The organism is Collinsella sp. TM09-10AT (assembly GCF_003436275.1).
Classification (GTDB): domain Bacteria; phylum Actinomycetota; class Coriobacteriia; order Coriobacteriales; family Coriobacteriaceae; genus Collinsella.
This window is the reverse complement of record NZ_QSOP01000001.1, coordinates 36443-63073: the sequence shown is the minus strand read 5'-3', so window position 1 is coordinate 63073 and position 26631 is coordinate 36443. Positions and strand designations below refer to the sequence as shown.

The 26631-nt window shown below is 59.9% G+C and carries 22 protein-coding genes, 1 other RNA gene and 1 riboswitch; of the genes, 8 read left to right on the top strand and 15 right to left on the bottom strand.

What is annotated here, in order from left to right; translation table 11 throughout:
• Positions 1–11 precede the first annotated feature (11 nt).
• Entirely contained in the window at positions 12–1316 is a 1305-nt protein-coding gene (locus DXD77_RS00280) for an MFS transporter (RefSeq protein WP_117647268.1), read from the bottom strand.
• Positions 1317–1457: 141 nt separating this feature from the next.
• Entirely contained in the window at positions 1458–2741 is a 1284-nt protein-coding gene (locus tag DXD77_RS00275) for an O-acetylhomoserine aminocarboxypropyltransferase/cysteine synthase family protein (protein WP_117647266.1), read from the bottom strand.
• Between the two features lie 234 nt (positions 2742–2975).
• On the opposite strand from DXD77_RS00275, the gene DXD77_RS00270 reads away from it, so the two are divergent.
• Entirely contained in the window at positions 2976–3422 is a 447-nt protein-coding gene (locus DXD77_RS00270; protein ID WP_117647264.1) for a C-GCAxxG-C-C family protein, read from the top strand.
• A gap of 67 nt (positions 3423–3489) precedes the next feature.
• Here the strand turns inward: DXD77_RS00270 and DXD77_RS00265 are convergent, their stop codons facing one another.
• From DXD77_RS00265 to rpsA, 3 genes are all read right to left on the bottom strand, one after another.
• Positions 3490–4128 (bottom strand): YigZ family protein, encoded by a 639-nt coding sequence (locus tag DXD77_RS00265; protein WP_199407939.1) that lies wholly within the window; start codon positions 4126–4128, stop codon positions 3490–3492.
• Between the two features lie 266 nt (positions 4129–4394).
• Positions 4395–4756: RNase P RNA component class A (rnpB, locus tag DXD77_RS00260), an RNA gene on the bottom strand.
• Positions 4757–5096: 340 nt separating this feature from the next.
• Positions 5097–6263, bottom strand: coding sequence for a 30S ribosomal protein S1 (gene rpsA / locus DXD77_RS00255; protein ID WP_022095232.1), 1167 nt, complete (start codon positions 6261–6263; stop codon positions 5097–5099).
• 315 nt (positions 6264–6578) lie between these two features.
• Here rpsA and DXD77_RS00250 point away from each other — a divergent pair, with 315 nt between their 5' ends.
• Positions 6579–7337, top strand: a complete 759-nt coding sequence (locus DXD77_RS00250) for an HAD family hydrolase (RefSeq protein ID WP_117564964.1) — start codon at positions 6579–6581, stop codon at positions 7335–7337.
• 266 nt (positions 7338–7603) lie between these two features.
• Here DXD77_RS00250 and DXD77_RS00245 read toward each other — a convergent pair whose 3' ends face one another.
• Positions 7604–8923 (bottom strand): serine dehydratase subunit alpha family protein, encoded by a 1320-nt coding sequence (locus DXD77_RS00245; RefSeq protein WP_117564617.1) that lies wholly within the window; start codon positions 8921–8923, stop codon positions 7604–7606.
• Between the two features lie 271 nt (positions 8924–9194).
• On the opposite strand from DXD77_RS00245, the gene rpiB reads away from it, so the two are divergent.
• Positions 9195–9662, top strand: a complete 468-nt coding sequence (rpiB, locus tag DXD77_RS00240; protein ID WP_117564619.1) for a ribose 5-phosphate isomerase B — start codon at positions 9195–9197, stop codon at positions 9660–9662.
• Between the two features lie 176 nt (positions 9663–9838).
• On the opposite strand, the gene ndk is transcribed toward rpiB, so the two are convergent.
• From ndk to DXD77_RS00225, 4 genes are all read right to left on the bottom strand, one after another.
• Positions 9839–10243: a nucleoside-diphosphate kinase gene (gene ndk, locus DXD77_RS00235; protein WP_055251725.1), complete on the bottom strand. Its 405-nt coding sequence runs from the start codon at positions 10241–10243 to the stop codon at positions 9839–9841.
• A 377-nt stretch (positions 10244–10620) separates the two neighbouring features.
• Positions 10621–12051: an argininosuccinate lyase gene (gene argH / locus DXD77_RS00230; protein ID WP_117647262.1), complete on the bottom strand. Its 1431-nt coding sequence runs from the start codon at positions 12049–12051 to the stop codon at positions 10621–10623.
• Positions 12052–12169: 118 nt separating this feature from the next.
• Entirely contained in the window at positions 12170–12340 is a 171-nt protein-coding gene (locus tag DXD77_RS10315) for a hypothetical protein (protein WP_156961417.1), read from the bottom strand.
• 233 nt (positions 12341–12573) lie between these two features.
• Positions 12574–13800: an argininosuccinate synthase gene (locus tag DXD77_RS00225; RefSeq protein ID WP_117647260.1), complete on the bottom strand. Its 1227-nt coding sequence runs from the start codon at positions 13798–13800 to the stop codon at positions 12574–12576.
• A gap of 554 nt (positions 13801–14354) precedes the next feature.
• Here DXD77_RS00225 and DXD77_RS00220 point away from each other — a divergent pair.
• Positions 14355–15182 carry a Cof-type HAD-IIB family hydrolase gene (locus DXD77_RS00220; RefSeq protein ID WP_117647258.1) on the top strand — a complete coding sequence of 276 codons (828 nt, stop codon included), beginning with the start codon at positions 14355–14357 and terminating at the stop codon, positions 15180–15182.
• Between the two features lie 343 nt (positions 15183–15525).
• Here DXD77_RS00220 and polA read toward each other — a convergent pair whose 3' ends face one another.
• The gene (polA, locus tag DXD77_RS00215; protein WP_117647256.1) at positions 15526–18270 is read right to left on the bottom strand and encodes a DNA polymerase I; all 2745 of its coding nucleotides are present in this window, start codon (positions 18268–18270) and stop codon (positions 15526–15528) included.
• Between the two features lie 166 nt (positions 18271–18436).
• On the opposite strand from polA, the gene DXD77_RS00210 reads away from it, so the two are divergent.
• Together DXD77_RS00210 and DXD77_RS00205 are read left to right on the top strand one after the other, a co-directional pair.
• Positions 18437–19834: an aminopeptidase gene (locus DXD77_RS00210; protein WP_117647254.1), complete on the top strand. Its 1398-nt coding sequence runs from the start codon at positions 18437–18439 to the stop codon at positions 19832–19834.
• A 103-nt stretch (positions 19835–19937) separates the two neighbouring features.
• Entirely contained in the window at positions 19938–20747 is an 810-nt protein-coding gene (locus tag DXD77_RS00205; RefSeq protein WP_117647252.1) for a YaaA family protein, read from the top strand.
• A gap of 40 nt (positions 20748–20787) precedes the next feature.
• Here DXD77_RS00205 and DXD77_RS00200 read toward each other — a convergent pair whose 3' ends face one another.
• A complete protein-coding gene (locus DXD77_RS00200) occupies positions 20788–21303 on the bottom strand; it encodes a hypothetical protein (RefSeq protein WP_117647250.1) in 516 nt (171 codons plus the stop codon).
• A 63-nt stretch (positions 21304–21366) separates the two neighbouring features.
• Positions 21367–21482: riboswitch (TPP riboswitch) on the top strand.
• Between DXD77_RS00200 and thiC the strand changes: the two genes are divergently transcribed.
• Both thiC and thiD read left to right on the top strand, forming a co-directional pair.
• A complete protein-coding gene (thiC, locus tag DXD77_RS00195; RefSeq protein WP_117647249.1) occupies positions 21475–22809 on the top strand; it encodes a phosphomethylpyrimidine synthase ThiC in 1335 nt (444 codons plus the stop codon). (Overlaps the previous riboswitch by 8 nt.)
• A gap of 178 nt (positions 22810–22987) precedes the next feature.
• The gene (gene thiD / locus DXD77_RS00190; protein WP_117647247.1) at positions 22988–23818 is read left to right on the top strand and encodes a bifunctional hydroxymethylpyrimidine kinase/phosphomethylpyrimidine kinase; all 831 of its coding nucleotides are present in this window, start codon (positions 22988–22990) and stop codon (positions 23816–23818) included.
• Positions 23819–23963: 145 nt separating this feature from the next.
• Here the strand turns inward: thiD and DXD77_RS00185 are convergent, their stop codons facing one another.
• From DXD77_RS00185 to DXD77_RS00175, 3 genes are all read right to left on the bottom strand, one after another.
• Positions 23964–24569: a pentapeptide repeat-containing protein gene (locus DXD77_RS00185; protein ID WP_233506663.1), complete on the bottom strand. Its 606-nt coding sequence runs from the start codon at positions 24567–24569 to the stop codon at positions 23964–23966.
• Between the two features lie 85 nt (positions 24570–24654).
• The gene (locus DXD77_RS00180) at positions 24655–25314 is read right to left on the bottom strand and encodes an SGNH/GDSL hydrolase family protein (protein ID WP_158549051.1); all 660 of its coding nucleotides are present in this window, start codon (positions 25312–25314) and stop codon (positions 24655–24657) included.
• 75 nt (positions 25315–25389) lie between these two features.
• A complete protein-coding gene (locus DXD77_RS00175) occupies positions 25390–26523 on the bottom strand; it encodes a TIGR02452 family protein (protein ID WP_117647242.1) in 1134 nt (377 codons plus the stop codon).
• Positions 26524–26631 lie beyond the last annotated feature (108 nt).

The window sequence follows — 26631 nt, the reverse complement described above, 5'->3', positions numbered from 1 at the left end:
CTCCTAACACGCTAATGGCGGGCGCGCATCCTCACCAAACGCACCATGGCGAGCGCAAAACCCACAGCGGCCACAGCCATAAGCACGTAGAACACCGAGCGAAAACCGAATAGGAATACATCCGGACGGCCTGCAACGAAACTGGTCACGGCCTCGCCCATCGCCACGCTCATCTGCCCATACAGGATATTCGACGCCACCGTAATGCCCACTGCCATACCCGCATAGCGCGCCAGGCTACCCAGGCTGCCAGCAAAGCCGAGCGCTTCGCGCGGAGCCGAGCCCATGTACAGTGAGTTATTGGGGCTCTGAAAAATCGACGTTCCGCACGACATAAACGCGACACAGCACACGATCACAGGGATGGAAGAGTGCTCGTCGAGCGTACTTACCGCAAAGAGACCGCACACGTACACACCCAGGCCCACCGCCGTGGGGCCCTCGCAGCCAACGCGGTCCGAAACCGTACCCGAAAGCGGGCCGATAAAGGCATTCACCATCGGCAGCGCCAAAAAGAGTAGTCCAGAGATGTCGGAACCAAAGCCGTGAGCGTCCTGAAAATAGAACGGCAGGATAAACTCGGATGCGCCAATACCAACGAACACGATGAGCATGCAAGCAAGGTTGATGGTGAAGGCCGAATTTGCAAAGCAGCGACGAGCAGCCTCAATCAGGGACATGGGGCGCTCGCCGGCCTCCGGCTTAACATGCGGCAGCGTGGAGAGCCCCACGATAAACGAGATGACGCCAATGGGCAGGTTGATGAGGAAGATGCTCTCCCAGGGAAAGCTTGCCACCAGCACGCCACCCAGCACGGGGCCACACATCATGCCGAGGGCCACGAAAGTCGCGAGAATACCCATGGCACGACCGCGCTCGCGCGCCGGAAACGACTCGGTGATGATACCCATGTTGTTGGCCATGGCCGCTGCGCAGCCGACGCCCTGCACAATGCGTGCCAGAATAAGAACTTCGAGCGAACTCGAAAGGCCGCAAAGCAGCGAGCCGGCCGTAAAGACGATGACGCCCAGCTGGAATACGCCCACCTTGCCGCGCACGTCGCCCAAGCGGCCAAACGGCAGCATAGCCACGCATGTCGCAAGCAGGTACACCGAGCTCACCAGCTGGATGCGGTCGAGGCCCACGCCCAGCTCCTTTTGCATCACGGGCAACGCCACGGTCACGACGGTCGAATCCAGACACGACATAAACGTCATGATGAGCACGGTAAACAGAATCGCCCATTTGCTCTTGCCATGGGTGTCGCCCTCAAGGGCAATGTGCTCGCGGCGCAGCTGCTCTGCGGTTTTCTCCATATCCATCCTTTCGAGTGGCGCAACGCAAAAACGGGGCCCCAATCGCCTGCGAACAGTCGCGATTGGGGTCCCGCCTACGGAATCGGAACGAAAGGTCGCCGAAGTTTTCTGCCAGCATCGGCGCCTTATGCGAACGCTAGCCTAGCACTGCTCGAGCGCCTGCTCAAGGTCGGCAATCAGATCGGCCGTGTCCTCGAGGCCGCACGACAGGCGCACCATGTCGGCGGAGATGCCGCAGGCGATGAGCTCCTCATCGTTCATCTGACGGTGCGTGGCGTTAGCGGGATGCAGGCAGCAGGTGCGAGCATCGGCCACATGCGTGGCGATCTGGGCGAGTTTAAGGCTCTTCATAAAGGTCTCGGCCGCCGCGCGACCACCGTTAAAGCCAAAGCTCACGACGCCGCAGGTACCGTTGGGCATGTACTTCTGAGCCAGGTCATAGTACTTATCGCCCTCCAGGCCCGGATAGCTCACAAAGCGCACCTTGGGATGGCTCTGCAGGAACTTGGCAACGGCCAGGCCGTTCTCACAATGACGCGGCATGCGCACATGCAGGCTCTCGAGCGAGCTATTCAGGAAAAACGCCGCCTGCGGGTTCTGCATGGGGCCGAGGTCGCGCATGAGCTGAGCGGTTGCCTTGGTAATGAAGGCACCCTCGCGACCGAACTTCTCGGCATAGGTCACGCCGTGATAGCTCTCGTCGGGCGTGGTGAGACCCGGGAACTTGTCTGCATGGGCCATCCAGTCAAACTGGCCGTGGTCGACGATCACGCCACCCAGGTAGGCCGCATGCCCATCCATGTACTTGGTGGTAGAGTGCGTGACGATGTCGGCGCCCCACTCAAAGGGACGGCACATCACGGGCGTCGGGAAGGTGTTGTCGACCATCAGCGGCACGCCGTGGTCATGCGCGGCCTTGGCAAAGCGCTCAATATCGAGCACGGCAAGGGCGGGGTTTGCGATCGTCTCGCCAAAGACGAGCTTGGTATTGGGCTCAAAGGCTGCCTCGAGCTCCTCATCCGTGCAGTCGGGGGCGACGAACGTGCAGGTCACGCCCATGCGGCCCATGGTGTGGGCGAGCAGGTTATACGTACCGCCGTAAATGGCAGAGCTCGCGACCACATGATCGCCGGCACCGACCACGTTAAAGATCGCGAGGAAATTCGCAGCCATGCCCGAGCTCGTGAGCATCGCAGCGGTGCCGCCCTCCATCTCGCAGATCTTGGCGGCAACCAGATCGCACGTGGGATTCTGCAGACGGCTGTAGAAGTAGCCCGACTCCTCCAGGTCAAACAGCTTGCCCATGTGCTCGGACGTGTCGTATTTCCACGTGGTGGACTGGTAGATGGGCACCTGGCGCGGCTCCGCATCGCCCGGATGATAGCCGCCCTGAACGCACGTGGTACCGATAGTCTGCTCGCTCATATCCAACTCCCTTACTTGGGTTTTGTTTTTATTCGGTTCACGATACCGCTACCCCGCACCCCTCTCAACCCATCCCGCCGATAGGTTATGGGACAAATTAATCAGGTTTATTTGTCCTAAATCTTAAGAAAGTGTTCGATGGCGAAAAACAATGAGATATGCACTGCGGTCTCGATAAGCGAATGCGCCGGCAAGGGTACCATAGGCGGGTACACCATGAACAAGGAGACAACGATGAAGCACATCGATACGACCCAGCTCGACACCACCGCCTGCCAGGCTCAGGCTGCCGAATACCACACCCGTGGCTTTAACTGTGCCCAGGCCGTCGCCTGTACGCTCGCACCAGCCGTCGGCCTCGATCCCCAGATTGCCTTTAACCTCACCGAGGGCTTTGGCGCCGGCATGGGCGGCATGACCGAAACCTGCGGCGCCATCTCGGGCGCCGTGGCCATCATGGGCTTCGTGATGAGCGACTGCATGGAAAACCCCAAGACCAAGGGCCAGACCTACAAACTGTCGCGCGAGATCGCCAAACGTTTTGGCGAGAAGAACACGACGACCGTCTGCGGCACGCTCAAGGGCGTCGGATCGGATAAGGGTCCGCTCCGCAGCTGCCCCGGCTGCATCGACGATGCCGTCGAGATCGCCTGTGATGTGCTAAAGCAGCTCGCCGAGTAAACTGCGGCAACAGAAAACGACGGCCGGCGCGCTTGGGATCCATCCAAAAGCACGCCGGCCGTCGCCGTTAGAACTCGGCAAATTCTGGAGCGCCGACCTCGATTTGCTCGCGACCCGCCATAAGCTCGCGCATCTTAGCGCAAAATGGCTCCTGCTCCCCCGCCTTAAACACCAAATGAATCGTCACGGCGTCCGCGTAATCGGTGTCCGAAACCTTGGCACCACAATCCTGCGCCAAGCGAAGCACCTGCTCATACTGCGGATAGGCCACATGCACGTCAACCGGCACGACACTTGTCATCTCGACGATCTGCCCGGCCTCCTGAGCCGTGGCCACCGCCGCCTGCGTCGCCGCGGTATAGGCGCGTACCAAACCACCAGGCCCCAACAGCGTGCCACCAAAATAGCGCGTCACTACGCAGCAAACATTTTTGAGCCCCGCGCCGCGCAGCACCTCGAGCGTCGGCATACCGCTCGTGCGGCTCGGCTCGCCATCATCGCTCTGGCGCTCGCGCCCGTCGACCAAAATCCACGCGGGAACATTATGCCGGGCATCGTAATGACGCTTGCGAACCATCTCGATAAAGGCATTCGCCTCATCCTCGGACTCAATATGGACCAGCTGGGCGATAAACCGGCTCTTGCGGTCCACAAACTCGCCCGAAGTCTCAATATTCGATTGCAGAGTAAAATAGCTGTCCAACAAAGCCCCTCAAACACAAGCAAAGCAACAAACAGCCTCAATAATACGGCAAAGCCCGTACCGAAAACCCCAGTAAAAAGAATGGAAGCGCCGATGACCAGGCAATTACAGCGAGACGCTAAGAACGGAACCGCCGATGATCAGACAAAAACAGCGAGACGGCGTCAGCTGAGTCGATTTGGCCCGAAAGAGGAGGGAGCACGCCTTATGGCGGCGACCGACGAATGAGCGCCAAATCGGCCAGCTGACGACGTCGCAGCGTCAACAAAGTGCTGAGTGGGCTTGTAAGCCGGGTTCTGTCGTGAACGGTCATTTATCTTGTCTGCACGTTACCGTGCAGCTCCACGCACGCTACCCGAACGCGGACCGGGCCGGCCCATAGCGTTCCTATTCGCGCTTGCTCCGGATGGGGCTTGCCAAGCCGCCGTGTTGCCACGACGCTGGTGGTCTCTTACACCACCGTTTCAGCTTTTCCCTTTACGCCTTGCGGCGCAGGTGGGAGTCTTCTTTTCTGCGGCGCTTTCCGTCGGATCACTCCGCCCGGCCGTTAGCCGGCATCCCGCCCTCTGGAGCCCGGACTTTCCTCACGCGTGCTGCAAGCAGCACATCGCGCGACCGTCTGGCCCACTCAGCAGTGTAAGAGTGTAGCACACCGTCGCTATTGGCAATGGCACAACACAAGCGTTCGACACGATAAACCAAGAACCACGCCATGCAGTACAATAGGCTTGTCGATGGGCAACGTCGTCAGTCGAGACGCGACCGCGCTCCGCACCCCTCCGTCTACTCAGTGCGTTCCCGCCTCCTCCCCGAGGCGGGATGTCGGCATATTTTATGCACCGACAAGCCAATAGCAAACGGATAGCCCGGACAAAATTGCGCCCGGGTAGCATCGTGCATTTCACCGCCAAATGTAAAAAGGGACCCGTCCATTACGGACGGATCCCTTAAACAAGTGATCGTCAACCGATTTACTCGGCGTCGGTCTCCTCGTCCTTCTTCTCGGAAGGCAGCGGGGTAACCTCAATCTCGACGCCCAGAGTCTCAGCAGCAGACTTCATGGACAGGGAGATACGACGACGGTCGAGGTCGATCTCCATGACCTTGACCTGAACCTTGTCGCCCACATGGGTGACCTGAGAAGGCTGATCGACGTGCTTGTTGGCCATCTCGGAGATGTGCACCAGGCCCTCGATGCCCTCGCCCAGGTCGACGAAAGCGCCGAACGGGACAAGCTTGGTCACAGTGCCCTCGACGATAGCGCCGACGGGATACTTCTTGACCAGTGCGCGCCACGGATCCTCGGTGGTCTGCTTGAGACCCAGGGAGATGCGCTCGCGGTTGAGATCGACGTCGAGAACCTCGACCTCGACCTCCTGGCCGACCTTGACAACCTCGGAAGGATGGTTGACGTGGTTCCAAGAGAGCTCGGAGATGTGGATGAGGCCGTCGATACCGCCGAGGTCGACGAAGGCGCCGAAGTCGACGATGGAGGAAACGGTGCCCTGGAGACGCATGCCAGACTTGAGCTTGGACAGGATCTCGGAGCGCTCGGCCTTACGGGACTCCTCAAGCACGACGCGACGGGAGAGGACGACGTTGTTGCGGTTGCGGTCCATCTCGATGACGCGGGCCTCGATGCGGGTACCCATGTAGGAGGTGAGGTCCTTGACGCGACGGAGGTCGACGAGGGAAGCGGGCAGGAAGCCACGCAGGCCGATGTCGAGAATCAGGCCGCCCTTGACAACCTCGATAACCTCGCCCTCGACGTTCTCGCCGGAGTTGAACTTCTCCTCGATGCGGTTCCAAGCACGCTCGTACTCGGCACGCTTCTTGGACAGGACCAGACGACCGTCCTTGTCCTCCTTCTGGAGAACGAGGGCCTCGATGGGATCACCGAGTGCAACGATGTCTGCAGGGTTAGCGTCCTTGCGGATGGACAGCTCGCGGACCGGGATAACGCCCTCGGACTTGAATCCGATGTCAACGAGCACCTCGTCATGCTCGATCTTAACGACAGTGCCGTTAACGAGATCGCCCTCATCAAAGTCGGTAATCGTACCGTCGATGAGGTTGTTCATCTCCTCCTCGTTGACATCGTCAAGAGAGAAAATGGACGAGTTCTGAATCTCACTCAAAGGTGGACCCCTTTCGAACTACGGGGCCCCGATTGCTAGGACCTACAGAAGGGTGCGACAAGCACACAACGTTTAGGAACACTCGGGAGCCGACAGATACTAATGTGACGCTTATGCAATCACGTTCGTATAGGTTACGGGGAAATCACTTCGATTTCAAGCGTGAACTGCCATTTTTTACTCGTATGGAGACTTTTTCGCAATCTTGTGAACGACTGTCTCCACAAGCTGACGATAAGCAGTTGGGCATACGGCTTTGGAGTAAAGTATCCCAGACATACGATTCTGAAACGATTTATCGAGAAAGGTGCCCGCGTGCTCAAAGCAGTCGTTTTCGATATGGACGAGACGCTTCTTAGCATCAACCTCAACGCGTTCATCCTTCGCTATTTTAAGGATGTCTCGTCGATGCTTGCAGATATCGGACGACGCAGCCGCGGCGGCACGATGGCGCGCCTCGGCACGATTCTGGTCGACCTCAACGCCAATCGCCGAAGCGGCACTGACAATCGCACCAATCTTGAGTTCTACCAAGAAGAAATTGAGCGCCGGTGCGGCATTTGCCTCTCAGACCCACTCATCTACGAGGCGTTTACCTACTACGATCGTGAAGTCCTGCCGTACAAGAACGATGACATGATCAATGCGAAAGCCATGCCGGGTGCACACGCCGCGCTCGAGGTGGTACAGAACGCGGGCCTGCGCTGCGCGCTCTTTACGAACCCCAGCTTTCCGCAGGGGGCCATCGAGTGCCGCATGGGCTGGGGCGACATGGCCGACGCCCCCTTTGAACTCGTGACGCACATGGGAAACGCCACCCGCTGCAAGCCCGATGCCACCTACTATCTAGAGCAGCTTCAGGTGATGGGACTCGAGCCTCATGAGGTCCTCATGGTGGGCAACGACCCCAAGCGCGACTTCCCCAGCCCCGCCTGCGGCATCCAAACCGCCTATGTTGGCCAGGGAAAACCCGGCCGAGCCACCTGGCACGGCACCATGGAAGACTTCGCCCGCGACTTCAACGCCGTAGTAGAAGCCTTCTACGAGCACCAAGTAGCCGACGAACTGTCGTAAGGGTTAGTCGTTGGGGACGTTCTAAACAACTAGTCAAACAAGAACGTCCCCAACGACTACTCATTCAAGTCTGTCCCCAATGAGTGCCCCAAACAAAAAAGCGCCGTAGGTTGAGCATCAGTCAGCGAAAACGCCCCTAAGCGAGCAAGGTGACGTGAAAGAGGAGGGAAGCGTACTTTGGTACGCGACCGACGATTGAACGTCAGATTGCCGCTTAGGGGCGTTTGCAGCGTCGGCTAGCTACGCGGTTTGGTAAAACCGCGTAGCTAGCAAACCCGTGTTTTGCCGATCATAATGTTGAGGATCTCGACGTCGGTGTCCTTCATGCCCACACGGCCCACGTAGCCCATGCTGGCGATTGTCTGCTCGACGGTATCCTGGATGAGGCCCTCGCCGGCGCGGAAGCCGCGACCCTGCATGGCCATATCGTGACCCAGAATCGCCGCATCAACGGCAGCGGAAATCTTGGCGGCGCAGCTTGCCTTGGCGCCATCGCACACGATGCCGCCAACGTTGCCGAGCGTGTTCGAGACCGTCGCGCCAATCTGCTCGCGCGTGCCACCACACAGCCAGGTAATCGCGGCACCGGCACCGCATGCGGCGCAAATAGCACCGCAAAACGCCGAGAGCGCACCAATATAACTTTTGATATGCACGGCGATAAGATCGGACAGAATTACGGCGCGCACCAGGCGATCGTGGTCGCAGCGCAGGTACTCGGCATACTCCATGACGGGCAATGCGCAGGTAATGCCCTGATTGCCCGAGCCGCACACAATGGCGACCGGCAGCGCGCAACCGTTCATGCGGGCGTCGGACCCGGCGGCCGCACGGGCACGGGCACGGCAGGCGACGTCATCGGCACGAGCACCCAGCAACGTACGGCCTACCTCGGCGCCCCAAGCGTGCGCGAGGCCCTCGGCACTGATCGCACCGTTCAGCTCAATCTGGCGCTCAACGGCCGCGCGGGCGCTCTCGATGTCGCCGCCCTCGATAAAGTCGATGATGGACTCGATCGACATGGGCGTGTCGGCGTTATCTGCCGCGCGCTCGGCCACGACGCGCTCGGCGCAGGCGGCGCACTCCCCCGCCGACTTGCCGCACACCGGAATACCGTCGAGCGTATGGCACGTGACATTGGTGTGGTGGTCGGTAATCTCGACGACCGCGGTATGGCCCCCGGCTGTGGCAGTCACCTTGATGTAGAGGTTGGGTACACCCTCGACAAGCGACACATCGCAGTAATCAGCATCGGCGAGGAGCTCGGCCACGCGAGCACGATCTTCGTCGTTAACGCACTCGAGCACCTCGAGCGCGCTCTTGGCGTCACCGCCCACGGCACCCAGTACGGCCGCTGCTTCAATACCGTGCATGCCGCCCGAGTTGGGCACGGTCACGCTCTTAACGTTCTTGATGATGTTGCCCGAGCAGGCAACGTCCATATGATCGGGTTCGCAACCGAGTGTCTGGCTCGCCAGCGCCGCTGCATAGGCAACGGCAATAGGCTCGGTGCAGCCGAGCGCACAGACAAGCTCGCGGTTCAAGACATCGCAAAAAGCGGCATCGCGAATGGAATCGGTAGGCATAGGTATCTCCTGCTTACATAACGGACTGGACTCTCGATAATAGTTAGCTCTTTTATTTGATAACAATGCATCAAAAACCGCAACCATGGTTCCGACGGACGGCGTTCAAGCGCAATCCGACGGCATTCATTCATGAAAAGCCGGTCTTGTTGCATGCTAAAGCGTTTGACCAAAAAACGCCCGAGCGTTTACACAAAAGTCGCGCTATCATGCAGTCGAACGCGGTAAAACCTTTAGCAATTCCGCCGCACGGACCAGAGAGGAACCACTCATGAAGATTGGTATCGGTAACGACCACGCCGCCGTCGAGCTCAAGAACATCATTTCCGAGCACCTGAAGGAGCGCGGCTGTGAGGTCGTGAACTTTGGAACCGACACCTCCGAGAGCTTTGATTACCCCATCGCCGGCTACAAGGTGGGTAAGGCCGTTGCCAACGGCGACGTCGACCTGGGCATCCTGATCTGCGGCACCGGCGTCGGCATCAGCCTGGCTGCCAACAAGGTGGAGGGCGTTCGCGCCGTCGTGTGCTCCGAGCCCTTCAGCGCCAAGCTCTCGCGCATGCACAACAATACCAACGTGCTCGCCTTTGGCGCCCGCGTCGTGGGCTCCGAGCTCGCCAAGATGATTGTCGACGAGTGGCTCGACGCCGAGTTTGAGGGCGGTCGTCACGAGCGTCGCGTCAATCTCCTCAACGAGATCGACCAGACGCGCGGCCTTAAGATCGTCGACGAAGCCTAAAGATTCACAAAGCCATACGCTAACGCCAGCCCCCGCCCGGAAGAAACATCCGGACGGGGGCTCTTTAGTAGATTTGTGGGCGTTTACCAAAATCTACTGGAATAAAAAGGGCGCCGCGGATGGAGTTCCGCGGCGCCCAAACCACACGCTAACAGCTTTAAGGAGTCAAAGCTGGTTTAGCCAAAAAAGCGCTTGATCTCGATCTCGGCGTTCTCCAGGCAGTCGGAGCCATGGATCACGTTGGCGTTGACATCGACGGCAAAGTCGCCGCGAATGGTGCCGGGAGCGGCATCAAGCGGGTTGGTGGCGCCCATAAGGGTGCGCATCTTGGAGACAGCGGAGAGACCGGAAACGACCATCTTGACGACCGGACCGCTCGTCATAAAGTCACACAGACCGCCAAAGAAGGGCTTATCGGCCAGATGAGCATAGTGCTCCTCGACGGTGGCGCGCTCAAGCGTGGTCATCTCCATGCGCTCGATAACAAGGCCGCTGCGCTCGATACGAGCAACGATCTCGCCGATCTTGCGATCGCGCACGGCGTCGGGCTTAATCATGATGAAGGTCTTCTCGATAGCCATAAGGTAGCCTTTCAAGTAGGTTCGCGCGTGCCCAAGTCCCATTCCGGCACCCGCCTGGACTGCATCGTAACAGAGTTCTAGCTGCAGTTAAACAAAAAGCCGTTTATTGAAGCGTTATTATTTATTGAAGCGCTCCATATGTGTCACTTCTGTTCCGAAGCCCGACTAGAGTACCATCCGCCCCACTTCCAACTGCACCGAACAGAACAGACGGTCGATTGCCGCCCGTGAACGCACCCCCTTCACAACCTGCGCAAATGTCCTACAAAAGTTCTCGACAAGCTCCTTCCTTCTCTATAACAAAACGGGCGCCTACCGTAGCGGGCACCCGTAAAGGCAAGATATGATGAACGCACCAGACAGACGCATCCAATAAGCTAATTAGCTCCGTGGCCCATCTCGACGACCTTAGTCAACGAGCCAAACACACCCTCATCGGCCGCAAGCTGCGCTTCGGCGCGCCCCAACTGCACGGCAACGGCGGCAGGGGCGGTACCGCCCTCGGTCGTACGCGCGGCGACAATCGACGGAATATCGAGCGCCTCGGTAATATCGTGCTCAAAGAGCGGGCTTGCCTCCTGGAACACCTCAAACGGCAGGTCCTCAAGATTGCAGCCGCGCTTCTCGCACATCAGGACCAGATGGCCCACCACGGCATGTGCCTCGCGGAACGGCAGACCGCGCTTGGCCAGGTAATCGGCAACATCGGTGGCGGCAAGGTGCCCCACGCCGCACTCGCGCGCCATGGCATCCTCGTTGACGGTCCAAGTCGAAATCATACCGGCCATAACGGACAGGCACTGCATGAGCGTATGGGCAGTGTCGAGCGCGCCCCCCTTGTCCTCCTGCAAGTCCTTGTTATAAGCAAGCGGCAGGCCCTTCATGGTCACGAGCAGCTGCACCAGGTTGCCGTACACGCGACCGCTCTTACCGCGGATAAGCTCGGCAAAGTCGGGATTCTTCTTCTGCGGCATGATAGACGAGCCGGTGGAGTAGGAGTCTGAAAGCGTGATAAAGCCAAATTCGGAGCTCGACCACAGCACGATCTCCTCGGAAAGACGCGACAGGTGCATCGCCATGACGGATCCGGCGTAATGCAGATCGAGCAGGAAATCACGGTCGGAAACCGCATCGAGCGAGTTGGGAATCACGCCCGCAAAGCCAAGTTCGGCAGCCGTCATCTGGCGATCGAGCGGATAGCTCGTACCGGCAAGCGCGGCAGCACCCAGCGGGCAGTTGTCGGCGGCATCAAAGGCGGCCTTCAGACGTGTAAAGTCGCGCGCGAACATCCAGGAATACGCCAGCAGATGATGTGACAGCAGCACGGGCTGAGCATGCTGCATGTGCGTGTAACCCGGCAGAATCACCTTGTCGTACTTCTTGGCCGCATCCACCAGCACGTGGCGCAACTGCAGGTTGGCCTCCATGAGCTCCTTGGCCAACGCCTTGACGCCCAGGCGCGAATCGGTCGCCACCTGGTCGTTGCGCGAACGTCCGGTATGCAAGCGCTTGCCGGCCTCGCCGATGCGACGCGTCAGCTCGCTCTCGATGGACATATGGATGTCCTCGTCGTTGATATCGAAGGTGAAGTTGCCGGCATCGATATCCTGTTCGATTCCGGTCAGGCCCTCGGCAATCGCCTGCTCATCCTCGGCACTGATGATGCCCTGGGCCGCCAGCATCTTGGCATGCGCCTTAGAACCGGCGATATCCTGCTTATAGAGATGTTTGTCGACCGGCAGCGACGCGCCAAACTCCTGCGTGACCTCGGCCACGCCCGCCTCAAAACGACCGCCCCAAAGAGCCATGGAACCGTCCCCTTTCTCCAAATACCAAAACAAGCGCCCAAAGCAATGCGCCATATCGCTAAAGCGATTTTTCAACCGCTAGTTTTACACATTCCCCGCCGTGCGCGGGACCATGTAGCTAATTTGCAAAGAAGTGACGCGCCATGCACTTGGCGCCCAACGTCTCCCTCCGAATGTTGCCCTGCGAACCATCGATCCAGGCCTTCAGGCTCATAGGAACGTCCTCGACCTTTGCGGCATCGAACTCGGGCGCGAGGGCAAGTAAAGCATGCGCGAAAGCATTGAACATAATGGATACTCCTCATATATATAGGCGCAGAGCTGCCAAATTGATAGAAGGAGCCCCGCCAGACAACCCCGGCGGGGCTCGGACTCAGCCGCAGACGCGGCATCATATATGCGGGCGGAACGTAGGGGCCACCGATGTTAAGAAGTGTCAGCAAGCATAACGAAAGGTAGGGACCCCATGCGCCCGTTATGTATCACGCGGATGGGCCGCGCGGATACCAAGGAAAGGAAGACTTAAGCCTGGGCGGCAGCAGAGCTGGGACCCTGGACCTTAGCCCACGTCTTGAGCGACAGCGTATCGATCTCGATAAAACCGGCGCTGGCCTTCTCGTCAAACGTGGTGTCGCGGTCATAGGTGGCCAGGCCGTAGTCGTAGAGGCTGAAGGGGCTCTTGCGGCCGACGACATGGCAATTGCCCTTAAAGAACTTCAGACGGACGGTGCCGGTCACGAACTTCTGGGTATCGGCCATAAAGGCGTCGAGCGCGTTCTTGAGCGGGCTGTACCACTGGCCGTTGTACACGGCGGTGGCCCAATCCTGCTCGAGCTTAATCTTGGTCTTGAGCAGGTCGCCCTCGACGCAAATGTCCTCGAGTGCCTTGTGGGCGGTGATGAGCGTCAGGGCTCCGGGAACCTCATAGCACTCGCGGCTCTTGAGGCCCACCAGACGATCCTCAACCAGGTCGAGACGGCCAAAGCCGTTGTCGCCCGAAATCTTGTTGAGGGCGATGACGATCTCGGAGAGTTTCATCATCTTGCCGTCGACGGCGACGGGCTTGCCGGCCTCAAACTCAATCTCGATATACGTCGGGGTATCGGGCGTGTCCTCGGGATTCTTGGTCATAACCCAGGCGTCGTCGAGTGGCTCATTCCAGGGATCCTCCAGGTGGCCGCACTCAATGGCACGACCCCACAGGTTGTCGTCGATGGAATAGGGGTTGTCGTTGGCACCCTCGGGAACCGGCACGTTGTGGGCGTGAGCATAGGCGACCTCATCGGGACGGCACTTCAGATCCCACTCGCGAACCGGGGCGATAACCTTAAGCTCGGGGTCGAGGGCCTTGACGGCAGCCTCAAAACGAACCTGGTCGTTACCCTTGCCGGTGCAGCCGTGGGCGACGTAGGTCGCGCCAAACTCGTGAGCGACCTCGACGAGCTTCTTGGCGAGCAGCGGGCGAGACAGGGCGGAGAGCAGCGGGTACTTGTTCTCGTACATGGAGTTTGCGGCGATGGCCTTAGTCAGGAACTCATCGGAGAACTCGTCGCGCAGGTCGAGCACCTGGCAATCGAGAACGCCCAGGTCGAGCGCCTTCTGCTTCTTGGCATCCAGGCCGGTCTCCTCCTGGCCCACGTTGCCGCAGACGCAAACGACATCGAGATTCTTCTCGTCCTGGAGCCACTTGACACATACGGATGTATCAAGACCACCGGAATATGCGAGAACGACTTTTTCCTTGCTCATGGCTGTTTCCTTTCGCCCTTGGTAGCTAATTAGAACATCGGTCAGTTGCAAGTCACTTTGAGGTCAAAAACCGTGCAATATCAGGTTAAATAGCAAAAATCAGCACATACATGCCCTAGAAACATGCAGCAATGTCGTGCTAAAACCCAACGACCTCAAAATGACTCTGTTGAGGCAATTCGCCCCATGCGGACAGAGACGATTGTTATCGTCGTCGGGAAATTGCGCGCTGGCGTCGGATGGCATTGTCTGCAGTGGTGATGATCTTTACGAACTGCATCTGCCTCTCCTTTCACCTACCGCCGGGCGCAATTCTAATATCGTAAACGGTACCTTTTCCTCGGTAAGCGGTTGTTTTTCCGTCTCCGTTTTCGATGGTCGCTATATTACGCTAAAGTGCCTACAGCGCAAGCGACAAATTCAAATTTCTGAAATTTTTTTTCATTACTTTGTGAAGCGTGGTGCAAATACGCCCCGTTCCTGCGACAATACGCTCGGTTACTGGTTGATGATTATAACGTCTGAAACAATTTCGAAACGAAAGGCGCGCTTTTATGCAAACTTACGAATCGGACACCAATATTGGAAGCATTAAGATTCTCGCCGTTGATATGGACAAGACGCTTCTCACCGACGAGCGCGTGTTGCCGCAGGGTCTTGATGAGCGCCTAGACAAGCTCGCCGAGGCTGGCATCGTGTTCTGCCCCGCCAGCGGACGCCCCGCCCCAAAACTCGAAGAAATGTTCGAGAGCATTAAGAACCGCCTTGCTTTTTGCCCCGACAATGGAGCCTGCGTTATCTACCGCGGCAACTATATCTATAAGAGCAACATCGATGTGGCGCTGTATCAGCAGGTGCTCGCTCGTGCCTCGGAGGACCCGCGCGCCGTTCCCGTCCTGTGCTGCTACGACGAGTTCTATGTGCTCGCCCGCGACCATCAGTACCACGACGAGATCAGCGTCTACTACAACACGATCAACTACGTCGACACCTTTGAGGGCATCGATATCGAGTCCAATAAGATCTCGATCTTTTTCCCCGGCTACGACGCCGAGCCCGCGTTCCGCGAGACCTATAACCCCGCGTTCTCGGATCAGCTCTATGTCACCAATGCCGGCCGCGAGTGGATCGACTTTATGAACCTGGGCGTCGACAAGGGTTCGGGCGTCGCGCACCTGTGCGAGCAGCTCGGCATCGATATCGCCGATGCCGCCGCCGTGGGCGATACCTACAACGACATCCCCATGCTTGAGCGCGTCGGTCACAGCTTTATCGTGGACAATGCCGAGGAGCATATGAACGCGCATGCTGAGTGGCGCATTCCGAGCAACAACGACGGGGGCGTACTGACGCTCATCGACGCCATCCTGGCGGCTCGGTAGCCGTCCCATCGGGCCTGGCCGGGCGGCACGGGATATCTTTTCGCTCGGTCAGGTCCTGCGCAAGACGAAAGCCACATTAAGTGGCTTTCTTTGCGTGCGGAATCTACGAAAAGTTAACCCGTGCCGCCCGGCCAGGCCCTAGGTTTACTTTCCTGCCGCCAAGATGGCGTCTTGAGTGTCTAGATACTTAGCTGAAATGATTTGAGCAGAGGGGAGCTCCTTGTTGGAAGGGGCTCCCCTCTGTTTTGGTTACTGTGGGACAAATTAATCAGTAGTGTTTGTCCCAAATCTTAAGTATGTGGGGGCTTGCGTCTTGGGCGAGCTTGCCTTACCGAGTGCTTTCCTATTTCGCGTCGGCCCAGGTTATGCCGGTACTGGCTTCGGCGATCAACGGTACGCGAAGGTCTACGACGTGCTCCATGACGTCGCGGACCATGGCGGTGAGGCGCTCGACTTCGTCGACGGGGCACTCAAAGTCCAGCTCGTCGTGCACTTGCAGGATCATGTGAGCGGCAAAGCCCTCTTCTTCCAGGCGGCTGCTTACGCGGGCCATTGCGATCTTGATGATGTCGGCCGCGGTTCCCTGCATGGGGTGGTTCATGGCCGTGCGCTCGCCAAAACCGCGGAGCTGCGGATTTTTGGCCTTGAGCTCCGGAATATGACGACGGCGGCCGTACATGGTCTCGGCGTAGCCCGTCTGCTTGGCACGTGCCACCACGTTGTCGAGGAACGTGCGCACACCCGGGTAGGCCTCGTAGTAGCGATCAATCATGTCGCGCGCCTCGGCCATCGAGATATGCAGCGACTGCGACAGGCCGTAGGCCTGCTGACCATACACGATGCCAAAGTTCACGGCCTTGGCGCGACTGCGCAGGTCGGGTGTCACCTCGGACACCGGCACGCCAAATACGCGCGCGGCCGTCTCGGCATGGAAGTCCTCGCCCTCGTTGAAGGCGCGCACCAGGTGCTCGTCACCCGAAAGATGCGCGAGCAGGCGCAGCTCGATCTGCGAGTAGTCCACCGCCAAAAAGACGCTTCCCTCGCCTGCCGAAAACGCCGTCTTGACGGTACGACCCAGCTCCGAGCGCGTCGGGATGTTCTGCAGGTTCGGGTCGCTCGAGGACAGGCGACCCGTTGCCGTGATGGTCTGGTTGTACGTGGTGTGCACGCGGCCGTCGCCTCGACGCAGTGGACCCAGCGTGTCCAGATAGGTGGACTTGATCTTGGACTTCTCACGCCAGTCCAAGATCAGACGCACGATTTCGTGGTCACGGGCAAGGTCGCTCAACACCTTGGCGTTGGTCGAATAGTAGCCGCGCTTGGTCTTTTTGAGACCCTTGGTCGGAAGCCCCATAACGTCAAACAGCACGTGCGACAGTTGCATGGGACTGCCGATGTTAAACGTCTCATCACCTGCCAGGTCGCGAATGCTGCGCTCGACCTCGGCAATCTGGGTCGCCAGGCCCTCGGACAGGCTGCGCAGCCGATCGGGATCCACGAGCATGCCAGCGCGCTCCATCTTGGCAAGCACCGGCACAAGCGGCATCTCGATGCCATCGAACACGTTGGCGGCGTTCTCGCGGGCCATGCACTCGCGCAACGGCGCCACGAGCGCCAACGTCAGGGCCGCAGTACGGGCGGCAGACGCCGGAGCGTCCTCACCGGCACCCTCTGCACCGCGCGCCGCAGGCAGCGCCATCTGCAGATAGGTATCGGCAAGATATGCCTCATCGAACTCGGAGCGATCGGAATCCAGCAGATAGGCTGCGACCACGGTATCGAAGATACGCGTGGAATCGGCAGCGAGCGGATCCATGAGCTCGGGCTCAGAAGAATCAATGGGCGAAAGCTCGTGCAACAGCACCTTCATATCCGGGCTCGCCATGCGACCCTCCATAAACAGACGCGCGAGCACGCCAGCAATCACGCCGTGGACGAAGTTGAAGCCCTCAACCTCAGCCGCCGCGCAGCTGTCGTCCTCCTCGAGCGCGAACAGGCCCTTGGACGTCGCCAACCACAGCGTGCGCGTCAGTCCAAAGAGCGCGCCCTCTTCCTTGTCATCGTCCACCACGGCGGCGACCCACTCGCCGGCATCAATCGCGCGGGCAACCTCGGACGCCACGGCAGCAAGCGCCTCGGCATCGCCGGCAGCGGTGCGCTCAATCGTGGGCATCTCAAACGTGCTGGCAGCTGCCCCGCCCTCGCCGCCGATCAGCGCCAAGAAACGGTTCTGCATGGCGGTGATACCAAGCGTGCCCAGCGCCGCGGAAACCTCATCGGCGGAAAACGCCGGGAAGGACGTCGCCTCAAAATCGAGCTCAACGGGTGCATCGGTGCGGATGGTCGCCACCTTACGGCTCAGCAGCGCGTCGTCGATGTGTGCGCGCAGGTTTTCTCCCATCTTGCCCTTGACCTCGTCAGCATGCGCGATGACCTCGTCAAGGCTGCCGTACTGCGCGATGAGCGCACTCGCCTTTTTGGGGCCGATGCCCGGTACGCCGGGAATGTTGTCCGACGTATCGCCCTTCAGACCGTAAAAATCGGGCACGAGCGCCGGCGTGATGCCGTGATACAGGTCGTCCACGCTCTCGGGCGTCATGATCGCCACGTCGGACAGGCCCTTGCGAGTCGAGACCACGTTGACGTGCTCGGTCACGAGCTGATACATGTCGCGGTCGCCGGTCACCAGCAGCATGTCGCAGCCGGCCTCCTCGCCCAGGCGCGCCATGGTTCCCAGGATATCGTCGCCTTCCCAGCCCTCGGACTGCAAAATGGGCACGTTGAGCGCGGCGAGCAGCTCCTTGATCATGGGGAACTGCGCGTGCAGGTCGGGGTCCATGGGCGGGCGCTGCGCCTTATACTGCGGCAGCATCTCCATACGCACGCGCGGCTTGCCCTTGTCAAACGCCACGACAACGCCGTCGGGATTAAAGGCATCGATCATCTTGAGAAACATGTTTAAAAAACCAAAGATCGCGTTGGTGGGGCGACCGTCCGGCGCGTTCATGGTCGGCGGCACGGCGTGGAAGGCGCGATGCATGAGCGAGTTGCCGTCGATGACGGCAAAGGTACGGCGCTTTTCAGACATATTGAATACCTCGCTTTGGGCTGGGCACGGTTTGCTCACACCAGTTTACACGCTCCCCGCCCCGCGGCCACCGCACATCAGGCTTCCCTGCCGCCGCGGGCCCGCGCGTGATACGATGGCTCACGGTACATCAACCAGCACGATCGATCCGAAAGGAGCCTGCGTCATGGAGCGTCCCAGCGCATGGAAAAAGTACACGCCACAGCAGATCGAGGAGCTCGAGGAGCTTTGCCGCGGCTATAAGCAGTTTTTGAGTGAGAACAAGACCGAGCGCCTGTGCGTCAAGGCCGGCATCAAGATGGCCGAGGAGGCGGGCTACGTCGACCTGGAGACCGTGATCGCCGAAGGCCGCGAGCTCAAGGCAGGCGACAAGGTGTACGCCGCCAACCACGGCAAGGACCTTATGCTCGTCAACCTTGGAACCGCCCCGCTCGAGCAGGGCTTTAACATCCTGGGCGCCCACGTGGACTCGCCTCGCCTGGACCTCAAGCAAAATCCCGCCTTCGAGGCCGGCGACATGGCCTACCTCGACACGCACTACTACGGCGGCGTCAAGAGCTACCACTGGGTGGCCTCCCCGCTCGCGCTTGTGGGCGTCATCTGCAAAAAGGACGGCACCACCGTCGACATCAACATCGGCGACAAGGCTGACGACCCGGTCTTTACCATCTCCGACCTGCTGATCCACCTCTCGAGCGAGCAGATGTCCAAGCCGGCCAAGGACGCCGTCGACGCCGAGATCCTCGACGTGATCGTGGGCGGCCGCCCCGTCAAGTTTGACGAGGACGACAAGGACGCTCCCAAGGAGCCCGTCAAGCAGATGTTCCTGGATATCCTCAAGGAGCAGTACGACGTCGAGGAGGAGGACTTCCTCTCCGCCGAGATCGAGGTCGTGCCCGCCGGCCCCGCCCGTGACATGGGCCTCGACCGCTCCATGATTCTGGGCTATGGCCACGACGACCGTGTCTGCGCCTATCCGTCCATGCTCGCCCAGATCAACGTCGCCAACGTGGAGCGCACGAGCATCACACTCATCGTAGACAAGGAGGAGATCGGTTCCGTGGGTGCCACCGGCATGACGAGCCGCTTCTTCGAGAACACCGTCGCCGAGATCATGACGCTCGCCGGCGAGGATAGCCCGCTGGCCCTGCGCCGCGCGCTCGCCCGCAGCCGCATGCTCTCCTCCGACGTGTCCGCCGGCTTCGACCCGGGCTACGCCGGCAAGTTCGAAACCAAGAACGCAGCCTTTATGGGTCGCGGCCTGTGCTTTAACAAGTACACGGGCAGCCGCGGCAAGGGCGGCTCTAACGACGCCGACGCCGAGTATGTGGCCCTCATCCGCGACATCATGGACGAGGCCGGCGTGGACTTCCAGACCTGCGAGCTCGGTCGCGTCAACGCGGGCGGCGGCGGCACCATCGCATACATCATGGCTAAGTACGGCATGAACGTCATCGACTCTGGCGTTGCCGTCCTGTCCATGCACGCCCTGTGGGAGGTCGCTAACAAGGCCGATATCTACGAGGCCTATCGCGGCTACAAGGCCTTCATCGAGCGCGCGTAACCAACCCTTCATCAGTTGCGGTGAAATACAGACTAAACTGGCCCATAAACGGCCAAAACAGACCGTATTCCACCGCAACTTCTTTTTTGGCAGAGGAGAGTCCATGCTGCAGGTCGTCATTTCGCCCGCCAAGCAGATGCGCGCGGCCCAAGATGCTTTTGAAGTCCTGGGCATTCCACCCTTTGCGCGCGAGACGGCTCGCCTCCACCGCGCACTGCTAGATATCGAGCGGAATGAAGGCAGCGACAGCCTGCAGGCGCTATGGAACGTGAGTGACAAACTGCTGGGGCCTTGCCTCAACACCCTGCATGAGTTCGGGCCCATCCTGAAAAACGGCGATCTCGACAATCCCGCACTCGCCTGTCACCTCTCCCCTGCCGTCATGTCCTACCACGGCATTCAATACCAGAGCATGGCGCCCGAGGTGATGGATTCCGCGCAGCTCGCATGGCTGCAAAGCCACCTGTGGATCCTCTCTGGCCTCTACGGGTGCGTTCGCCCCTTTCATGCCGTCGAACCATATCGGCTGGAGATGGGCGCGAAGCTCGCCGTTGACGATGCCCGAGACCTCTATGCGTTTTGGAGCGACAAGCTCGCGCGGGCTATCGCCCCGGCAGGCTCAAACACCACGATCGTCAACCTCGCCAGCGTAGAGTACGCCAAAGCCGTTCTGCCCCATCTCGCGGGCGACGCCACGGTCGTCACGTGCCTCTTTGGCGAAGGCATCCGCAACGGCAAGCCCATCCAGCGCTCGACCGCCAGCAAAAAGGCACGTGGTTCCATGGTGCGCTGGATGGCAGAAAACAAGCTCGAGGATGTAAGCGGGCTCACCGCGTTTGACGTTGGTTATCGTCACTTTCCCGAGCTTTCAAATAAGAACACTTTGGTCTTCCTGAACGAACAGACCTTGTAGGACCACCGCTACTTTTGAATGTGCTGCCTAGGCACGGGGTCTATTCCGCCAAGCCGTCGGCTTTGCCAACTTCGTTTGTCGAGCCATCTTGGTAGGTAATCTTAACGTGCTCTACCTCGGACACCGCAACACCCGATGGGGGCTCCAAGCGCCATTCCGTCAGCGCGATATCCATAGTCGTAGGCACGTCGCCCTGATTCTTGAGCTTCACCGTCAGCGTTTTGAGCGCCGCATCATACGTCACGCGTTCGATTTCCTCACCAGGAATAGACCCACCGCTCAGCTGAAGCTGGACAAATCCATCGCGCGAATACCAATAGTCGCCCGGCGCGGCAACGGTATTGCCGCCCGTAACCTTCACTGTCATGATCGGCAGGGCATCGTCGGCCTCGAACTCCCATGCAGCGCCGCCGTGACCGCCAAACGTCCAGATACAAAAGGCAATCACCAGCACGGCAAGCACCGCAAAACCAATCGCGACAAGGCCATGGTGCGCACGGCTTTCCTCGGCCGATACATCCCATTGCGTCTCTCGATATAGATGCTTGTCTTCCATGTTCGCCTCCCCACAGGCACGCTCGTTAGGCCAATCGTACCCATTCGAGCTATACTTGAGCCCATTACATAAACGGGGAGCTTGCAGGACAAGACGGCAGGCTGAGACTGGGCGCGCCCGCCCTGACCCGCAAACCTGATATGGGTAATGCCAACGAAGGGAGCCGTGCCAATGAGCACACAGACCGAGCCCAAGCTCGTCACGCAAATCGACTTCGCCCGCGCCGGGCAGATCACGCCGCAGATGAAGGAAGTCGCCGAGCGCGAGCATCGCGACCCCGAGTACATCCGCGAGCGCGTGGCCGACGGCCGCATCGCCATTCCCGCCAACATCGTGCATATCAAAAAGGGCATGCGCGCCTTTGGTGTCGGCGAGGGCCTGTCCACCAAGGTCAACGTCAACCTGGGCATCTCGGGCGACAAGGCCGATGCCGCCGAGGAATGGAAGAAGGTCAAGATCGCCGAGGACTTTGGCGCCGACGCCATCATGGACCTTTCCAACTCGGGCAAAACGCGCCAGTTCCGCCAGCAGCTCATCGACGAGACGCCGCTCATGGTGGGCACGGTGCCCATGTACGACGCCATCGGCTACATGGAAAAGCCGCTGGTCAAGCTTACCAAGGATGACCTGTTCGAGGTCGTGCGCGCGCACGCCGAGGATGGCGTGGACTTTATGACCATCCACTGCGGCATCAACAAGTCGGTCACCAAGACCTTTAAGGAGACCGGCCGCCTGATGAACATCGTCAGTCGCGGCGGCTCGCTGCTGTTTGGCTGGATGGAGGTCACCGGCAACGAAAACCCCTTCTACGAGCACTTTGACGAGCTGCTCGAGATTTGCCACGAGTACGACGTGACGATTTCGCTCGGCGACTCCTGCCGCCCGGGCTGCCTCTACGACTCCAACGATGCCACCGAGACCGCTGAGATGATCGAGCTGGGCAAGCTGTGCAAGCGCGCTTGGGCCGCCGGCGTCCAGGTCATGGTCGAGGGCCCGGGTCACATGGCGCTCGACGAGATCGCCGCCAACATGAAACTGCAGAAGCGCCTGTGCCACAATGCCCCGTTCTATGTGCTCGGGCCGCTGGTGACCGATATCGGCGTGGGTTACGACCACATCACCGCTGCCATCGGCGGCGCCATCTCCGCCAGCTCCGGTGCCGACTTCCTGTGCTACGTGACGCCGGCCGAGCACCTGTGCCTGCCCAACGCCCAGGACGTGCTCGATGGCCTCATGGCCACTAAGATTGCCGCGCACGCCGCCGATATCGCCAAAAAGGTGCCGCACGCCCGCGACATGGACGACAAGATGGGCCAGGCACGCCGCAAGCTCGACTGGGATGCCATGTGGGAGTGTGCTCTCGACCCGGTCACCGGTAAGAAGCGCTACGAGGAGTCCCCCGCCGCCACCGAGGGCACCTGCACCATGTGTGGCAAGATGTGCGCCGTCCGCACCGTTAACAAGGTGTTCGAAGGCACGACGATCGACCTCGGCATGGAGGACTAACTCGTCACCGGAGCCACAATCGGTAACATGGTGTTCGTCAATTGTTGACGTGTGAACATTTGCTTACATTTGCGTAAAGATTGCATCGCCCGCCCGGGTTCGACATAGAGTCGGCCCGGGCATCTTTATAATGCTGGCTTAAAGACCCATTTGATTCCGACCGAACAAGGGAGCAAACATGGATCGCAGTAAGGTACCTGCCGTTCTATCCATCGCAGGATCCGATTCCAGCGGTGGCGCCGGCATTCAGGCCGACATCAAGACCATCACGGCGCACCGCCTGTATGCCGAGACGGCCATCACCGCCATCACCGCACAAAACACGCTCGGTGTCACCGCCGTGCAGAATATCTCCCCTGATATCGTCGCTGCGCAGATCGACGCCGTATTTGACGATATCCGCCCCAGCGCCGTCAAGATCGGCATGGTTTCCTCTGCCGAGATTATCGAGGTTATCGCCGACCGCCTGAGCGCCTGGAACGCGACAAACGTGGTCGTCGACCCCGTCATGGTAGCCACCTCGGGCGCACGGCTGATTGCCGAAGATGCCGCCGAGGCGCTCACCCGCCGCCTGTTCCCACTAGCAACCGTCATCACGCCCAATATTCCCGAGGCCATGGCCCTGCTCGATTACGAGATCGACTCCGAGCGCACACAGCAAAATGCTGCCATGCTCCTCACCCGCCGCTTTGGTTGCGCATCCCTCGTTAAGGGTGGGCATCTTGTCAACGAGGCCAACGATGTATTGGCCGAACCCGCGCCACTCGATGACGAGGGCAACCATCTGGGTGATCCGCTCACCACGTGGTTCCGCCACAAGCGCATCGAGACCGGCAACACGCATGGCACCGGCTGCACGCTTTCATCCGCCATCGCCTGCGCATTGGCGCAGGGCATGGATCTTGCCGACGCCGTCAACGCCGGCAAGGCCTACCTAACGGGCGCTCTCGCCGCCGGCTTTGACATGGGCAAAGGCTCCGGCCCTGTCAACCACATGTGGCAGTACTAAATAGCCAGTAACCTGCCAAAAAAAGACAGGCTACCTTGCACCAAAAACCGTCGCAACATTCGATGAAAATCGTGCAAACGCGAAAAATCATCGGATGTTGCGACGGTTTGATTTTAGATAGCGGTCGAGCAAAGGACCGGGGCGCCTATTCGTCGGCGAGCTGGATGCCGAGCAGACCCGAGAGTGCCAACGCCTGCTCGGCATTAACCGTCAGGCCACGCAGCTCATGGTAGTCGCCCGAGACGACAGGAGCCGCGAACGTACAACACGATACATCCACGCCGGAAAGCGGCGTCTTGAACACATCGATTCGCGTCAGGTCGCAGCCGTCCAAGCGCAATTGCCCCAGCTTTGCCCCCTGGAGTGCGGCCTCGGTCAAACGCGTGTCACGCGCAGCCATGGGGCCAATGCTTCCCTCCGAAAGGTTCGCATAGCTCAAATCGCACGATGTAAACGACACGCTCGACAGACGCGCCCTGAGCAAGTTGAGCCCCGGCGCCGAGCAGTCAACGAAGTCGCAGCGGTTGAGCCAGCAACCTTCCATGTTGCAGCGGATAAAGCGGCAACCGCGAAACACCACGTCGCGAAACGTCGAGCCGCTCCAGTCAACGCTATCGAACTCGCATGATCGGAACACGACGCCATCGAAGGTCGCGCCGTTCGCCACGTCGCAGGCAAGATCCAAATCCTCAAAAGCGGTATTGGAGACGAGCTCATCGCCCTCGGCAAAGAGGTCGATGAGCTCGTCCATGCCCATATGGCAGCCAATCCGTTCGTTTACCCGGGCAAAACCACCACAAAGGTGCCTGTCCCCTTTGCGGTGGCTTGGGGTCGCGCTACTCACCGAGCATCTCTTGGAGCTTGGCTGCCACGGCGTGACCCAGGCTCTCGTGGCTTTCGGGCATCATATGCAGATAGTCGATATCGCCCGGCTCGGCAAACTCGGCGGCATTCAAAAAGTCGCAGCCAAACTGCTCGGCCACGTGCGCATAGTACTCGCCAAAATGCTCAGATGCCTCAACGGAATGCTCGTCAAAGTCGGTCATATACACATCGGCGATCTGCGGCTTAATCTTGATAGGAGCCATCAGCAGGATGCGCGGGCAAGGCGCAGCGTCGGTCCACGGAAACGCGCGGACGGCGCGAATCAGCGCCATGGCGCCACGGGCGATATCGGAAGCTGTCACGTTAAAGACCGTCTTACAGTCGTTGGTGCCCAGCATGATCACAATGGCGTCCAGCGGCTTATGGGCCTCGAGCAGCATCGGAAGCGCGCGAATACCGTTGAGGTTAGTGTCCAGATGGCACATGTCGTCGCGTACCGTCGTGCGGCCGTTGAGGCCTTCTTCAATTACATGCCAGCCCTCGCCTAAGTCACGTTGGACCACGCCACACCAGCGCACATCCTGCGCATAGCGCACCGCGGTACCGTCGCGCATGCCCGCCGGATCGTAACCATAGGTGTTGCTGTCACCAAAGCATAGAACGTTTTTCATCGTAAGCTCCCCACTCAATAAAAAGCCGACGGGAGCAGCCCCCGTCGGCTCGGTATATCGCATCACGCGCACCGTTTACAGGTACTTGCGCCAGTCGTCGTCATCCTCGTCATCCTCGGCAGCGGCCTGAGCCTGCTCGGCGGCACGGGCGGCTGCGGTGCGGGCGGCAACCTGAGCATAGGACTCCTGGTTGCGCTCGGGGAAGTTTGCCAGCACGTGCTCGAACTTGGCGAAGTCCTCGTCCCAGCGCGTAGAGGGCACGGCAAAGAAGACCTGCTTGACCTTGAAGTCGCCCGACGCGAGCTCCTTGCGGAAGAGCTCGGCCACGGCCTCGGCATCAAAGCCGTTGTTGTCGCAGCCCCAAGCACCCAGCACGAGCTTCTCGCGACCAAGCTCATCGCAGATGGCGAGCACAAAGCGAATGCGGTCGCGCAGGGCATCCAGCAGAGCATCGTCGCTCACGCGATACTCCTGGCGGGCGCGCCTAACGTTGGGCGCGGCGGCCACGATCACGTCGGCGTATGCATGCACGTGGTTGCGGTCGAAGCGCACCGCAGGCACCACCAGGGCGCGGTTACGATAGAGCTCGCAGTTGATGTTGCGGCGACGGTTCTCGCCGTACCACTTACGCTGCCTATCGAGAACGTTGTACAGATACGAATCGGCGCACAGCGTGGCCTCCTGGCCCAGATAACCCTGAATATATCCACCGCCCGGATTGGTAAACGAGGCAAAGGCGAGCACGGCCATGTCGCAGAACTGCGCATAGCCGCGACCGTTATCGAGGATTGCCTGCGTGGCGGAGGCATCAAGCACAGTGACCTCGGGCAGGACCGGAGCGGGCTCCTCAGCAGGCGCGGACTCAGCTTCGGCGATTTCCTCGGCAGGCTCCTCGACGGGCTCGGGCGCCGCCTCGGTCTCGGGCGCCGCCTCGACCTCGGTAGTCTCCGCGTTCTCGACGTCCTCGGCGACCTGCTCTTCGGCGGCCACAGCACTCTGAACCTTGGCCTTCATCGCCGCGACAAAGCCGGTAGGCATACCGTCAAACTCGCGAACACCGGCAAGCGAACGCTCGATATCCTTGGCGCACGCTTCGGACACAGTTGCCACGTGACGCTCGGCGGCCTTGGCACGGGCCTCGCGCTTGGGATTGGGCTGACCCGCTCGGTTGGACCTGCGGTTACGGTTCCTGTTGTCGACGTCTGCCATACGTGGCCACCTTTCCTGTCGCTGCCGCTATCGGCTTTTCCCATCCATGATACCCCGCCGCGTACAAAAAAGACGGCCCCGAAGGACCGCCTTTCGCATCGTTTTACC

Bases quoted from the DNA above. Each gene is read 5' to 3' on its own strand.
- DXD77_RS00280 (WP_117647268.1), bottom strand. From the start codon at position 1,316: ATGGAGAAAACCGCAGAGCAGCTGCGCCGCGAGCACATTGCCCTTGAG.
- DXD77_RS00275 (WP_117647266.1), bottom strand. From the start codon at position 2,741: ATGAGCGAGCAGACTATCGGTACCACGTGCGTTCAGGGCGGCTATCAT.
- DXD77_RS00270 (WP_117647264.1), top strand. From the start codon at position 2,976: ATGAAGCACATCGATACGACCCAGCTCGACACCACCGCCTGCCAGGCT.
- DXD77_RS00245 (WP_117564617.1), bottom strand. From the start codon at position 8,923: ATGCCTACCGATTCCATTCGCGATGCCGCTTTTTGCGATGTCTTGAAC.
- rpiB (WP_117564619.1), top strand. From the start codon at position 9,195: ATGAAGATTGGTATCGGTAACGACCACGCCGCCGTCGAGCTCAAGAAC.
- ndk (WP_055251725.1), bottom strand. From the start codon at position 10,243: ATGGCTATCGAGAAGACCTTCATCATGATTAAGCCCGACGCCGTGCGC.
- argH (WP_117647262.1), bottom strand. From the start codon at position 12,051: ATGGCTCTTTGGGGCGGTCGTTTTGAGGCGGGCGTGGCCGAGGTCACG.
- DXD77_RS10315 (WP_156961417.1), bottom strand. From the start codon at position 12,340: ATGTTCAATGCTTTCGCGCATGCTTTACTTGCCCTCGCGCCCGAGTTC.
- DXD77_RS00225 (WP_117647260.1), bottom strand. From the start codon at position 13,800: ATGAGCAAGGAAAAAGTCGTTCTCGCATATTCCGGTGGTCTTGATACA.
- DXD77_RS00220 (WP_117647258.1), top strand. From the start codon at position 14,355: ATGCAAACTTACGAATCGGACACCAATATTGGAAGCATTAAGATTCTC.
- polA (WP_117647256.1), bottom strand. From the start codon at position 18,270: ATGTCTGAAAAGCGCCGTACCTTTGCCGTCATCGACGGCAACTCGCTC.
- DXD77_RS00210 (WP_117647254.1), top strand. From the start codon at position 18,437: ATGGAGCGTCCCAGCGCATGGAAAAAGTACACGCCACAGCAGATCGAG.
- DXD77_RS00205 (WP_117647252.1), top strand. From the start codon at position 19,938: ATGCTGCAGGTCGTCATTTCGCCCGCCAAGCAGATGCGCGCGGCCCAA.
- DXD77_RS00200 (WP_117647250.1), bottom strand. From the start codon at position 21,303: ATGGAAGACAAGCATCTATATCGAGAGACGCAATGGGATGTATCGGCC.
- thiC (WP_117647249.1), top strand. From the start codon at position 21,475: ATGAGCACACAGACCGAGCCCAAGCTCGTCACGCAAATCGACTTCGCC.
- thiD (WP_117647247.1), top strand. From the start codon at position 22,988: ATGGATCGCAGTAAGGTACCTGCCGTTCTATCCATCGCAGGATCCGAT.
- DXD77_RS00185 (WP_233506663.1), bottom strand. From the start codon at position 24,569: ATGGACGAGCTCATCGACCTCTTTGCCGAGGGCGATGAGCTCGTCTCC.
- DXD77_RS00180 (WP_158549051.1), bottom strand. From the start codon at position 25,314: ATGAAAAACGTTCTATGCTTTGGTGACAGCAACACCTATGGTTACGAT.
- DXD77_RS00175 (WP_117647242.1), bottom strand. From the start codon at position 26,523: ATGGCAGACGTCGACAACAGGAACCGTAACCGCAGGTCCAACCGAGCG.